Source organism: Helcococcus sueciensis DSM 17243 (assembly GCF_000423145.1).
Classification (GTDB): Bacteria; Bacillota; Clostridia; order Tissierellales; family Peptoniphilaceae; genus Helcococcus; species Helcococcus sueciensis.
Genome location: NZ_AUHK01000002.1, coordinates 1 through 13,787, shown reverse-complemented (window position 1 = coordinate 13,787; position 13,787 = coordinate 1). Strand labels below are relative to the sequence as shown.

Here is a 13,787-nt window from a genome sequence, read left to right as displayed (position 1 = left end):
CTTTTACTATTTTTTATTATTTTTCTTATCGTAATAATAATCTAAAACTTTTTCGGTAAATTTATTAAATGCAGGTCCATCTTCTCTTTGATTTTCTCCTACATAACCATTATATTCAATAAATACAGGTTCGTAATCTTGATCAATCGCAAAGTCCCAACCAATCATTCTTAAATGCGGTATTCTCTTATGATATTTTTTAATTTCCTCTATTATTTTGTCATATCCTATTATTTTTTCTTCAGTTAATTGATTTCCTTCATTATCAACATATACTTTATTCTCTTTTACAAAAGCATATGTTTTCAATACTCCTTCATCATCTATAGGTCTTGACATTCCACCTTGAGAATAATTATCAATAAATGATCCTTTACTACCTACTCTTAAAATCTTAGATAAAATTTCTACCTTATTATCTACTATTAAGGAAATAACTCTTATAGTATTTACACTTGAAGAATTAAATCTTGCCAGTTGATCACTTTGTTTTATTAATTCTTGAACAATAAAATCGCCATCGGAAATTTTTTCTTCAAAACTCTTTACTGCTTCATCATAACTTTTATTAAAGTCAAGTAATTCTATCCCTTTTCCCTGTCCTGTATCTGTAGGCTTTATCAAAACTTTTCCATATTGTTTAATTATTTCTAAAGCTTCTTCTTTTGTTATCAATTCAAAATCATCAGTTAAAAATAAACCATTACCATATTTAACAATTGTATGCGCTTTTTTTATACCTTGAACAAAATATTCTGAGAAAAACTTATTATCAAGAACATCATCATATCTGCTGTCATTTAAACTATAATATATGTCTGTATAATATAAATCTGCTGGGATTATATGTGGATCAAACTTTTGATTTACATATCCATAATATTGGAACCATCTTATGTCAGGTTTCAATCCATATTTTTCCCAAAAAGGTAAAACATTTTTTTCATATTCTTCTTTTGAACCTAAATAAATTTCTTTATTTTTTACATTTTGTTTAATGATTCTTTGATGAACCTTTTTATAATGGTATCTTCTAAATTTAATTAAAGATTTTTCAAATTTTAAATATAATTGCTTAATCATTTTCCCTCACTATAATGTTGTTTTTTTATCTTTAAACTCTTTCACCCTTATATTAAAAGCTTCCTTCATTTCATCATAATATTTCAATTTTGGATTTTCAACAAAGTTCTTCATGAAATCTAAAGTGAAATCTGGATTCATTATTAGAAGCGGCCCAATTAAATAAGTTCCCATAAAATTCTTATAGTGAATTCCTTCACCTAAAGATTCTTTATCCATTCCATATCCTCTTATATTTTCAAAAAGATATGGTACTTCTCCATTTGTTCTATGTGCAAATGTAAATTGTGTTTTAAACCCAACCACTTCAATATCTTGGTATTTTCCATGATAAATACAGTTTATTCTATCCATCATCTGCTGCTTAGCATAATATGGAAAAATTCCCAAAGCATAATTCTTATTGCCATTGTCATCTTCAATATAATCATAGAGAACTTCCATAGCATTGCCGATAAATAAGAAATGTACGCCTGATTCAATTTTGTTTTTAATTTCATTTTTAATTGGTAACCATTTTTCAATTATTTGCAATTGATACTTTTCAGCCATAGGTCCCATATAAACTAAATCTATATCTTCATCTATAAATCTAGGTCTTTCAGTTATATGAGTTCTAATAACTTCAGTATCATTAAATAATTTAGTTATAAACTCTACATGACCAATCTCACCAAAAAGATTTGCTATATCAGGATATAATATTTCAATTTTCATTTCTAATCCTTTGTTTTAATTTACCTTCAATTTTAGATTTTACTTTCCCGGTAAGGTCAAGAGTATCTATATCATTTAGTAAAAATATAGTGTCTATATTATCATAGTCTATGACATCTTCAATTCCATCCCAACCATCAATATCTATAATTTTAGATTTATCAATACCTGAAAGTAATAAAGCTACCTCTTGATCTTTATGTCTTTTACCACATGTAATAAATTGTTTAATATTATCACCTAATAAATAATTAAAATCTAAATCATATAGCCATGCAGTATTTTCGGAATTCATATATCCTATTGAATGTTTTGAATTTCCAAATATAATTGCAATATTTCCTTCTTGTTTTCTTATATAATCAAATGTTCTTGACGCAGATATTGGATTTATTGCTTTTGCCATCATATAAACAAATCTCTTATCACCAATAATTTGGTCATTATATCTTGATTTTACAACTTCTACCCCGTGAAAATCTTTTTCAAGTTCTTCCATTGAAAATCCAACTTCACTCAAAGCAACAATTGCACTTAAAAAATTATACAAATCAACTATATTACTACTTTGTAATTTAAATGAATATGTTTTGTTTCCATGTGTTACTTCTGCAGTTTTATCGATTAAATCAGCTTTATGTATTATATAATCAGCTTTTGGACTTTTGAATCCACAATTTTCACAGTGATATCTACCTATATGATTATATCTAATAAACTCTGGAATAAGTCTATGATTACATATAGGACAATTCTCTATATCTTTTATCCTTGAATCTCGTATTTCTTTTTCTCCTGATAGTAAATCTATTGAATAAAATCTTCTATCGCTATTAGGTTTTAATCTAGAACTTATTAAATCATCTGAATTTAATATTAATTTTGTAGAATCAGGAGTTGCATCATCGATGATATCAAATATATATTCAGCATGTGCATTTCTCTTAGAAGAATCTCTAAAAAGATTTGTTACAACCAATATATCTGGAGTAAAATCCTTATATATTCTATATGATGATCTTTCATCGATTTCAATAATACCAAATTCTCTATCTACATTACCTTTGAGATTACAAAAACTTATAAAAGAAGCTATTACTCCATGGACCGTATTGGACCCATAATTATTATGCATATAACTAATGTTTTTTGATTTTAAAAAGTCCGAAATCATATTAGCAGTTGTAGTCTTTCCATTTGTCCCTGTAATAGCTATAGTTTTATTAGGCATACCAATTCGACTTAGAATATCTGGACAAAGTCTATAAGCAAGCACCCCTGGAAGATGAGTTGCTTTTCTGCCCAATAATTTCATAATTTTAGTTGTTAATTTTACTAACCATAAAGTTAAATAAAATCTAAATCCTTTTTTCATAATTACCTACCAAAATTGTTATAAAATAATTATATAACAATGAGTTTTCTAATTCAATTTATCTCTCATCTTCATATAAGTCAATTTCTTCACCATAATAATTTTTTGCTTCTTTATCCTCTCCATTCATTTCATTGAAAAGTCTAGAAGTTAAATATTTTGCTGAATTATATCCTAATTTCTTTTGTCTTAGATTTCTAACTGCAACTTCTATTATCATAGCAATATTTCTTCCTGGCTTAACTGGAACAGTAATTTTAGGCACTTCTATTCCCAATATTGTTTCAGTTTCATCTTCTAAACCTAATCTGTCATATTCCTTATTCTCGTTCCAATTTTCAAGTTCAATAATTAGATCAATTCCTGTATCAAGTTTTACTGAACCTACACCATAGAGTCTTCTAATATCTAAAATCCCTATTCCACGAATCTCCATAAAATGTCTAATATTTGCAGCAGAAGTTCCTATCAACTCATCTACTATTCTTCTTATTTCAACTACATCATCTGCGACAAGTCTGTGACCTCTAATAACAAGGTCTAATGCTGTTTCTGATTTTCCAACCGAAGATTGTCCTTTAATCAAAACTCCAGACCCATACATTTCCATTAAACCGGCATGCATAGTAATCTCATCAGCTAAATGTTTTTCCAATGACATAGAAAGTTTAGACGAAAGTAAAGTAGTTGGGTCAGTTGAAATGAGTACTGTTTTATCATAATAATTTGCTAAATCTAATATATCCTGTGTAACCTGTCTATCATAAGAGAAAATTAAACAAGGAATCTCTTCTGATAAAATACCTCTAAATCTTTCATATCTCAATTCTTCAGTTAATTGCATATAATAATTATATTCTACATTTCCTATTATTTGAATTCTTTTATTAGGGAATGATTTCATATATCCTGTTAATTGAAGTCCTGGACGATTGATATTTGCATCTGATAGGGCGATTTCATCATAATCACTAGATTTTTCAATAATTTTAAGATTTAATTCTTCAACAATTTCTGATAATTTTACACTTTTAGCCATTTTTTTCTCCAAAATATTCTATTATGTTATCAGCAACGCTTTCTGTTATATTAGAAACTTGCAAAAGTTCTTCTTTCGAAGCCTCTTTTATTTTTGTAATTGAACCAAAGTACAATAAAAGTTCTCTAATTCTTTTTTCTCCAAGTCCTTTAATATTTGATAATTCAGATTCAAACATATTTTTTCTTCTTACTGTATTATGATAGTTAATAGAGAATCTATGCACTTCTTCTTGTATATCATAAAGAAATCTATATATCGCTGAATCTTTATCAATATCTCTTTCTTTATTATCAAGTATTATTCCTCTTGTTCTATGTTTATCATCTTTTACAAGACCTATAGTTTGTATATTTACTTTAAATTCTTTAAGTACTTCTTTGGCAATATTTACTTGACCTTTACCACCATCTATAATAATTAAATCAGGTTTTTCAGAAAAAGAGCCTGTTGTCTTATCGTCTAAAAGGCGTTTTATTCTTCTAGTCAACACCTCTTTCATTGAAGCATAGTCATCGGGACCTTCAACTGATTTAATTTTAAATTTTCTATAATCTTTTCTTTCTTTTTTACCTTGAATATATACAACCATTGATCCCACAGAATCTACACCAGAAATATTAGATATATCATAGGCTTCAATTCTATTTATAGGATGAATATCTAAAGTATCTTCAAGTTTCTTAAGTCCTAGATTTTTGTTTTTTTCTCTATAATCTAATTTTTGTAAAAATTCATCAATCATTTTGGAAGCATTTTGAGTAGCAAAATCTAAATAATCTTTTTTGACTCCTCTTTTCGGAACCTTAATCCTTACTTTTTTACCTTTTTGATCAGATAATATTTTTTCTAAAACTTCCTTTTCTTCAGGCTCCTCAATCATTAATATTTCACCTGGAATATATGTCATATCAAAATAATATTGTTTTAGATATGATGATAATATTTGAGAATTTTCTTCATTGAATTCATCTTCTATAATAAAATGTTCCCTATCTACAATTTTCCCAGATCTCATAAAAAACACTTGAATTGCTGCATAATTTCTTTTTTTCGCAATAGATATTATATCGAGATTGTATCCTGTAGTCGAAGTAACATTTTGACGCTCCATTAGACTCTCTACCGCTTGTATATACTCCTTATATTCTTGTGCTCTTTCAAATTCTAGTTTTTTTGAGTATTCAAACATTTTTTCCTCTAATATATCAGTTAATATTTTAGAATCACCTTTTAGAAATCTACGAACTTCGTCTATATTTTCAAGATATCTCTCTCTATCATTAAAATCATGTGTAGGATCTTCATATTTGTATAAATAATGTTTCAATGATGGTCTTTTGTTTTTACCATATCTTTGAATAGCATCATTTAATCTTATCCTGAATATATTTTGTAATAATTTTAAAACTTTATTTACAGAAAAAGCATCTGGATATGGCCCATAGTATTCATTTCCATCTTTTTTAGCAAATCTTGAAATCATAAGTCTTGGAAACTCTTCATTTGTAATCATTATATATGGATATTGTTTATCATCTCTAAGCAATATATTATAATGAGGTCTATGTTCTTTTATAAAATTTGACTCAAGAACTAGTGACTCTGCTTCAGTTTCAACAATAATATAATCAAAATGGTCAATTTTTTCTACCATTTTAATTACTTTTTGAGATTTACTACTATCATTAAAATATGATCTTACTCTATTTTTAAGATTTTTAGCCTTTCCCACGTATATAATATTGTCATCTTTATCTTTCATCAGATATACGCCTGGTGATTCAGGTAATCTTGAAAGTTCATATTTAAAATCTTTCATAAATTCTGTTAAATCTCTTTAGTAATTTTTTCTAGATATTCTAAATCGTATCCATCTAAATCTTTTGAAAGTCTTTCATAAGATTCTTTATTATATGCATTAATCCAGTCTTTTTCCCATTTTTCAAGCATAAATGATTTTACTGGTCTTGTATCTATTGGTAAATATAATAAAGTTTCAAGTTCTAAGAAGTCTTTTTCTTCTGATTTTTTAACATATACTATATTTTCAATTCTAATACCATGACTGCCTTCAATATATAAACCTGGCTCAATAGAAAATACCATTCCTTCTTGAAGTGGTAATCCTCCATCTTTTCTTGATATTGACATTGGACCTTCATGAACTCCTAATAAGAATCCTACTCCGTGACCTGTACCATGATTAAAATCTTTACCTTCTCTATATAGAGGATTTCTTACAATTGCATCAATAAATGCTCCTGTATTACCTTTTTTGAATTTAGCAGTCATACCAGCTATATGAGCTTTTAGAGTCAATGTATAGTCTGTTTTTTCTTCATCTGTAAGTTCCCCTAAAGCTACAGTTCTTGTAATATCTGTAGTTCCTTCTAAAAATTGTGCTCCACTATCTACTAAATACAATCCTTTTGGTTTTAGTGTAGCAGGAATCACTTTTTCTGGATCATAATGTGGCATAGCTGCATTTGGACCATAAGCTGAAATTGTTTGGAAAGAAACTTCTATAAAATTATCTTGTTGTTGTCTATATTCTAATAATTTTTTCGCAGCAAATACTTCATCAATATTTCCTGATTTTACCCCTGTTTCAACCCAATTGAAAAACTTAGTTAAAGCAATTGCGTCCTTATGAAATGCTTTCTTTTCATTTTCAATTTCAGTTTCATTCTTTAAAGCCTTCATTAAAGTTGTAAGATTATGTCCTCTTTTAATCTTTACATTTTTATTAAGACTTTGATAAACCAATACATTTGTTCTTCTTGGATCTAAATAAACAGTATTTGTTCCCTTAATATTTTTCATATAGTCAAAAATAGCATCATAAGTATATACATCTATATTATTTTCTTTTAGATATTCTTTAACTTCGATATCTAATTTATTTTCATCTATAAATAATACTGCTGTATCTAAACCTATAACTGCATATGAGAAAAACACTGGTGTTGCATATATATCATCAGCTCTTAAATTAGTTAGATATGCTATATCTTCTAAAGCTCCTATAAATGTATATTCTACATCTCTTGATTTCATCATTTCTCTTAATACATTTAATTTGTCTTTAGTTGATTGTCCTGTATATTTTTCATCAAATATCCAAGTTTCAGATTTAGGTAATTCTGGTCTATCTTCCCAAATTTCTGAAATAAAGTCGACATCTGTGATTAATAATCTTGTGTTAAGTTTTTTGGAAATTGCATCATATAGTTCAAGAGATAGTACTTTACCATCAATAGCTACTTTTCCAAATTCATGAACTTCTTCTACTAAAAAATCTTGGAAGTCAATGTCTTCAAACATGCGACATAATTTAAATGGTGAATTTTTTAATTCTTGTTCTGCTTGTACAAAATATCTACCATCTGTCCAAAGGCCGGCTTTGTCTTTTGTAACTACAGCAATACCTGCTGATCCTGTAAAACCTGATATATATTCTCTTGTCTTATAATAATCTGCTAAATATTCAGACATATGCGGATCAGATGTAGGTATTATATAAGCATCTATACTTCTTTCTTCCATCAATTCTCTTAACTTATCAACTCTATCATATAAATTCATAATTACTCCTTTACTATACCGTATTTTACTAACGCTTTATAAATTCCTTCATCTTCATTAGATGATGTTATATCAAATGCAATTTCTTTAAGTGGTTGCATAGCATTTTCCATTGCAATACCATATTTTGCAAACTCAATCATATGGTAGTCATTTAAACTATCTCCAAAAGTCATTAAATGATTTGGATCTATTCCTAAACTCTCAAGAGCGTGACCTTTACTAACTGTATTTTTTGAAAACTCCATAACTGCAGGTATTGTAATCATTGCATGTGCTATTGGTTCTAAATTCTTATTGATTTCTGGTAAAATATTCCACATATATTCAGGTAATCCTAAAGCCATCATTTTCACAATAGGCTTTTTTATTGAATCACTTAAATTATCATGTTCCATAACATCAAAATTTCCACCTCTCGCTTTTACATCTTCAAGGTGTACAAGATTAGAGCCTTCACCATGTTTCTCAACAAATTTATTATAATTTCCCATATGCATAAAACCATCTGATCTATAAAAAGGGAAAATTTTAAAATCTTTAATTCTATCTAGTATCTCTTGTGCTTCTTCTACTTCCATATAATCAGTATGGATAATCTCATCTTTTACTGGATCATAAACTATGGCACCATTACCAGATATAACTAATCCTTCATACTCTTTAAGTTTAATCTCTGGTATATACTTCTTAACGGCGTTTAATTCTCTTCCAGTTGCTATAATTAGCTTTACTCCTTTTTCTTGTAATTCTATTAAGGCCTTTTTTGTTTTAGGCATAATTTCAAGATTTTCGTCTAACAAAGTACCATCCATATCTACGGCTACATATTTAATCTGATTTAAATTATTCATATTACCTCCCTTTTAGAAAATTAAACTATATCATTAATTATACTATAAAAGGCACATAAGCTACATTTATTATACTACTTATTAAAAAAAAATATTAATATAACTATATTGTAATCTTATTTAATAAAAAAAATGATATTATATTAATCGATATAAAACATTAAAACTTATATAAGGAATATAAATGAATAAATTAAAAAACTTTTTTAAGGCAAATAAAAACTTAATAAGAGCTATATTAATATTTTTTATAATAATAATTACAATTATAATTATTAGAAAAGAAATTAAATCTATCGATATAAGTCAAATTAAAATCCTAGTGAATACTACTAGTAGTTTGCAAAAGATTTTATTTGTAGTTTTAGGAGTTTTATCATTTTCTTTTGCTACAATATATGATTATATATTAGCAAAATATTATGATATGAAAATTCCTATGAAAGAAGTATTTAAGATCGGTTTTATTTCTCAATCTTTCAATAACTTTATAGGATTAGGTGGTCTTGCCGGTGTTACAACAAGAGAACTTCTATACGATAAATATAAACTTGATAGAAAAATCGCTAATAGAATTATCTTTATCGTTTTATTTTCAGATATAATAGGACTTTTTACACTTTCTCTACCTGCCTCAATTGAGCTATATACAAGAAAATACTATTTTATAGCTTCAATTCTTTTACTACTTTTTGTAGCAGTTATTGGTTTTATTTTTATAGATATTTTACCTATTAAAAAATATTTAAAAGATGAAAATTCAGTATTTATTAGAGAACAAAGAAAATTAAGAGTATATCTTACCTTGCAATCTTCATTTGAATGGTTGATGGCTGCAATCTTTTTTGCATACACTATCATATATTATCAACCAGAAATAAGCTTATTGGAAGCAAGTGCTGTATATGTTATTTCTACAATTATCGCTTTCTTTTCAATGATACCAGGAGGACTTGGATCATTTGAAGCAAGTGCAATTTTTGTATTTGGGCTTATGGGCTATAAAACTCCAAATATATTTTTATCGCTTCTTGTTTGTAGAATTTGTTACACCATTGTTCCATGGATAATAGGTGTAATTTTAGTATTGTTTAATTCTAAAAATGATATAGAAGAACATGAATATGTAAAAAAAGCAAATACTACATCTTTTTATATTTCATACGTTATATTAGCATGTGGAGCATTACTTGTGTTTTCCGCTCTTCTACCAACTGTATTTCTAAAGTTTAAGTTTTTCCAAAAACATTTACCAAATATATTTACAATAGTTAATTTCAATATTACTCTATTTATCGGACTTTGTTTAATTGCTTTATCCACAGGAATACAAAACAGAGTTAAACTGGCCTATAGAATGAGTTTAATTTTACTTTCTATAATATTTATACTTTATATGACAATTAGTAAAAACTATTACAGCGCATTTATTGCTCTAGTTATTATAATATTACTATTCACAAATAGACAGTATTTTACAGGATATGCGCAAAAAATATCTATTATTAAAACTTTAATAGCTTTTATAATATTAAATTTATTAAACATCATATATATGACAATATATAATATAAGTCATCATGTAGACGTTATAAATGGATTTGAAAAATATTCTTTAGAATTTATGCACGATCATTTTTCAGAAATACTTTTAATACCATTTTTACTTGCTGCAATTTATGCAATATTTTTAAGTATTGAAAGAAAACATATTTCTTTTGAAGGTGTTTCAGAAAAAGAAAAAGAAGATTTTGAAAAATTCTTTGAAGATAATTCATATGAATCCAATACTCATCTATTTTATATGTATGATAAAAATATATTTCTTAATAGTAAAAAGACAGTATTATTTTTATATAGACCATTTAAAGGAACTTTGTTTGTTTTAGGAAACCCATGTGGAAAAAAAGAAGATTTTGAAGATGCTATTGAAGAACTAATCATATTTGCTCAAAAAAATAAGATGGATGTTTTCTTTAGTGGTATAAAAGGGAATGTTATCGAAGATTTTGTAAGCCAAGGTTTTGAGCTTATGAAGATTGGAGAAGACGCTGTAGTAAATCTAGATAATTTTTCTCTTGCAGGAAAAAAATACAAAATAATGAGAAGATCTCTAAACTATATGGATACAGTTAATTATAAATTTGAAGTAATATATCCTCCATTCAATAAAGATACTATGAATCAACTAAAAACTGTTTCCGATGAGTGGCTTGGAAAAAGAAAAGAAATGCAATTTTCAATAGGAGCATTTAAAGAAGATTATATTCAAAAAGCTCCAGTATTTATTATAAAACAAGATAGAGAAATTTTAGCTTTCGCAAATATGAATCCTGTTAAAAACACTAAAAAAATGTCTATAGATTTAATGCGACATAAAAATAATGTTTTTTCAGGAATTATGGATATGATGTTTATTTCTATAATTAATTGGGCAAAAGAAAATGACTATAAATACTTTGATTTAGGACTTTCTCCTTTATCTAATGTTGGTAATTCAATGTTTGCCTCAAAAAAAGAAAAAACAGCAAAACTCGCATATAAATATGCCAATAAAATATATGGTTTCCAAGGACTTAAAAAATTCAAAAATAAATATAATCCTGAATGGAATTCAATATTTATAGCCAGTCAAAACAATATTAAATTATTAGACAATCTCATTAAATTACTTAATATGAACTATAAAAACTCTAATGAATCTTAAATTATTATTATTTCAAGTTTTAATGTATAATATAATGGTGTAAATATTTATTAAAATATATATTAAATTAAATTTAATATATTATGAATAAGGAGTTTAGAATGAAGTTAGGAATTGTAGGATTGCCAAATGTAGGTAAATCAACACTTTTCAATGCCATTACAAAAGCTGGCGCTGAATCAGCAAATTATCCATTTACAACAATAGAACCAAATATAGGTGTTGTAAATGTTCCAGATGAAAGATTAAATATTCTTAGTGAATTAAATAATTCAAAAAAGATTGTTCCAGCATATATTGAATTTTATGATATTGCTGGCCTTGTAAGAGGAGCAAGTAAAGGTGAAGGCCTTGGAAATAAATTTCTTGCAAATATTAGGGAATCTGAAGCAATAATTGAAGTTTTAAGAGCTTTTGAAGACGAAAATGTAACCCATGTAGATGGCGGAGTAAATCCTATTAGAGATATTGAAACTATAAATCTTGAATTAATATTCTCTGATATGGATATGATAGAAGGAATTATGAATAGACTTCAAAAACAAGCTAAATCAGATAAAGATAAAGCTATTGAGCTTGAACTTTTACAAAGAATATACAAGACTCTTGAAACTGGTAAATCAGCTAGAGTTTTAGATTTAACAGATGATGAAAAGAAAATAATGAAATCTTATCCTCTACTATCTTCAAAACCAATTATATATGTTGCTAATGTTTCAGAAGATGAAGTTCATGATGATGGTGCTTCTAATAAATGGGTTCAAGAAATCAGAGAATTTGCTAAAACTGAAGACGCAAAAGTTGTAGTAATTTCTGCAAAAATAGAATCTGAAATATCTACCCTTGAATCTGAAGAAGAGAAAAAAGAATATCTTGAAATGATTGGACTTGATAAACCAGGTCTTGAAAAATTAATTGTAGCTTCATACGATTTATTGGGACTTATTTCATTTATCACTGCTGGAGAAATAGAAACAAGAGCATGGACAATAAAGAAAGGAACAAAAGCAGTAGATGCTGCCGGAAAAATACACTCCGATATTTCTAGAGGGTTTATCCGAGCTGAAATCATATCTTTTGATGAACTAATGCAATATGATGGTTCTATGACAAAAGCAAAAGAAGCTGGAAAAGTAAGACTTGAAGGTAAAGAATATATAATGCAAGATGGTGATATAACACACTTTAGACATAATGTATAGGAGGATAAATGGATTCTTATAATGAAAATTTGGAAAATAACAATATCGAAGAAAATTCTCTACTATATGAATATGAAAGAAAAAAAGATTATAATAAAGTTTCAAAATCTGCATTCCTTTTTTTACTATATACTCTAATATTTGGTATAGTATTTTCATTTATTAAAGATGCAGGTTTATTAAATTTACTTGTTATAGCTTTTTCCCTTATATCAATTTACTTCTATATTGGTAAAGACAAAAAAGAAGCTATGATTGTAAAACACAAAAAAATGAGTTTTCTTGATCTTATATTTTTCCTAGGATTAATGTATGGTCTAAATATTATTTTTTCTTATATTGCTATATTTCTCGTAGATATAGTAGGACTACCTTCTATAGACGTAACAGAAGAAATTTCACTATCTGCTAATATTTTATTATTAGTTTATGCAAGTTTTTTAGGTCCTATATTTGAAGAAATTCAATATAGAGGATTTTATCTAAATCATGTGCGTAAATATGGAATTCAAACCGCTATTATACTTTCAACTATACTATTTTGTTTTGCTCATATGAATATTATACAAAGTATAGGGACATTAGGTATTGGATTGGTACTTTCTTATGTTGCATATGTATATTCATTTAAGATGGCAGTTTTAGTCCACATTATAAATAATATTATAGCCTTAGTATCAACTTATCAAACTTCTATAGTAGAAAATTCAAAAATTGAAATGTTTGTAGGCTTATTAATATTATCTCTTATAGTATTTGCAATAATTAGATTAATATTTGGTAAAAAATATAAAGAAATTTTTGAAAACCTTAAATATAAAGGCAAAGAAAAAGAAAATTTTAACGCTTTATTAAAAAACGGATGGTTTATAGCATATTTTATAGTAGCTCTATTACTATCTATAGCCTCAGGTTTTTATACATTGCAATTATAAAATAGTAAACTTAAAATTTACCCAAAAAGATGAACTTTATAGCAGAGACATTTAGAAATATTTGTCTCTGTTTTTTTGTAGTCCCAATATTTCCTCTAGGAAAATCGCAATCAAAATACTTTTTATTTTATCTTATTTAATCAACAAAAAAAATCGGAGCGAACTCCGATTTTTTCATTCTATTTTACAAATTCTTTGTAAACATATGCTCTTTGGCCTTTGTATTGGATTTCTACCCAGTTTGGATTACTTGCAGATAATTTACCTGTTAACTTAACCCCTTTTCT

Annotated in this window: 10 protein-coding genes; 3 read left to right on the top strand and 7 right to left on the bottom strand. The window is 26.9% G+C overall.

The window, feature by feature from the left end; all coding sequences use genetic code 11:
- Positions 1 to 6: 6 nt before the first annotated feature.
- Genes G534_RS0100665 through G534_RS0100635 form a run of 7 tightly spaced genes read right to left on the bottom strand, consistent with a single transcriptional unit; the run spans position 7 to position 8,656 of the window.
- Entirely contained in the window at positions 7 to 1,083 is a 1,077-nt protein-coding gene (locus tag G534_RS0100665) for a sugar-transfer associated ATP-grasp domain-containing protein (RefSeq protein WP_027347406.1), read from the bottom strand.
- A 9-nt stretch (positions 1,084 to 1,092) separates the two neighbouring features.
- On the bottom strand, positions 1,093 to 1,800 hold the full coding sequence (locus G534_RS0100660) for a hypothetical protein (protein WP_027347405.1): 708 nt from the start codon (positions 1,798 to 1,800) through the stop codon (positions 1,093 to 1,095).
- Positions 1,790 to 3,175 carry a MurT ligase domain-containing protein gene (locus tag G534_RS0100655; protein WP_027347404.1) on the bottom strand — a complete coding sequence of 462 codons (1,386 nt, stop codon included), beginning with the start codon at positions 3,173 to 3,175 and terminating at the stop codon, positions 1,790 to 1,792. Before G534_RS0100655 ends, G534_RS0100660 begins: the two co-directional genes overlap by 11 nt.
- A gap of 58 nt (positions 3,176 to 3,233) precedes the next feature.
- A complete protein-coding gene (hprK, locus tag G534_RS07550; RefSeq protein ID WP_034595810.1) occupies positions 3,234 to 4,214 on the bottom strand; it encodes an HPr(Ser) kinase/phosphatase in 981 nt (326 codons plus the stop codon).
- On the bottom strand, positions 4,207 to 6,036 hold the full coding sequence (gene uvrC / locus G534_RS0100645) for an excinuclease ABC subunit UvrC (RefSeq protein ID WP_027347403.1): 1,830 nt from the start codon (positions 6,034 to 6,036) through the stop codon (positions 4,207 to 4,209). The genes hprK and uvrC overlap by 8 nt, the downstream gene beginning before the upstream one ends.
- A gap of 8 nt (positions 6,037 to 6,044) precedes the next feature.
- Positions 6,045 to 7,802: an aminopeptidase P family protein gene (locus tag G534_RS0100640; protein ID WP_027347402.1), complete on the bottom strand. Its 1,758-nt coding sequence runs from the start codon at positions 7,800 to 7,802 to the stop codon at positions 6,045 to 6,047.
- A 2-nt stretch (positions 7,803 to 7,804) separates the two neighbouring features.
- A complete protein-coding gene (locus G534_RS0100635; protein WP_027347401.1) occupies positions 7,805 to 8,656 on the bottom strand; it encodes a Cof-type HAD-IIB family hydrolase in 852 nt (283 codons plus the stop codon).
- Between the two features lie 184 nt (positions 8,657 to 8,840).
- On the opposite strand from G534_RS0100635, the gene mprF reads away from it, so the two are divergent.
- The 3 genes from mprF to G534_RS0100620 all read left to right on the top strand — a co-directional run bounded on the left by mprF (position 8,841) and on the right by G534_RS0100620 (position 13,500).
- On the top strand, positions 8,841 to 11,363 hold the full coding sequence (gene mprF / locus G534_RS0100630) for a bifunctional lysylphosphatidylglycerol flippase/synthetase MprF (protein WP_027347400.1): 2,523 nt from the start codon (positions 8,841 to 8,843) through the stop codon (positions 11,361 to 11,363).
- 101 nt (positions 11,364 to 11,464) lie between these two features.
- Entirely contained in the window at positions 11,465 to 12,565 is a 1,101-nt protein-coding gene (gene ychF / locus G534_RS0100625; protein ID WP_027347399.1) for a redox-regulated ATPase YchF, read from the top strand.
- 8 nt (positions 12,566 to 12,573) lie between these two features.
- A complete protein-coding gene (locus tag G534_RS0100620) occupies positions 12,574 to 13,500 on the top strand; it encodes a CPBP family intramembrane glutamic endopeptidase (RefSeq protein WP_027347398.1) in 927 nt (308 codons plus the stop codon).
- The last annotated feature ends 287 nt before the right edge of the window (positions 13,501 to 13,787 follow it).

Coding starts and splice junctions, on each gene's coding strand:
- G534_RS0100665 (WP_027347406.1), bottom strand. CDS start 1,083: ATGATTAAGCAATTATATTTAAAATTTGAAAAATCTTTAATTAAATTT.
- G534_RS0100660 (WP_027347405.1), bottom strand. CDS start 1,800: ATGAAAATTGAAATATTATATCCTGATATAGCAAATCTTTTTGGTGAG.
- G534_RS0100655 (WP_027347404.1), bottom strand. CDS start 3,175: ATGAAAAAAGGATTTAGATTTTATTTAACTTTATGGTTAGTAAAATTA.
- hprK (WP_034595810.1), bottom strand. CDS start 4,214: ATGGCTAAAAGTGTAAAATTATCAGAAATTGTTGAAGAATTAAATCTT.
- uvrC (WP_027347403.1), bottom strand. CDS start 6,036: ATGAAAGATTTTAAATATGAACTTTCAAGATTACCTGAATCACCAGGC.
- G534_RS0100640 (WP_027347402.1), bottom strand. CDS start 7,802: ATGAATTTATATGATAGAGTTGATAAGTTAAGAGAATTGATGGAAGAA.
- G534_RS0100635 (WP_027347401.1), bottom strand. CDS start 8,656: ATGAATAATTTAAATCAGATTAAATATGTAGCCGTAGATATGGATGGT.
- mprF (WP_027347400.1), top strand. CDS start 8,841: ATGAATAAATTAAAAAACTTTTTTAAGGCAAATAAAAACTTAATAAGA.
- ychF (WP_027347399.1), top strand. CDS start 11,465: ATGAAGTTAGGAATTGTAGGATTGCCAAATGTAGGTAAATCAACACTT.
- G534_RS0100620 (WP_027347398.1), top strand. CDS start 12,574: ATGGATTCTTATAATGAAAATTTGGAAAATAACAATATCGAAGAAAAT.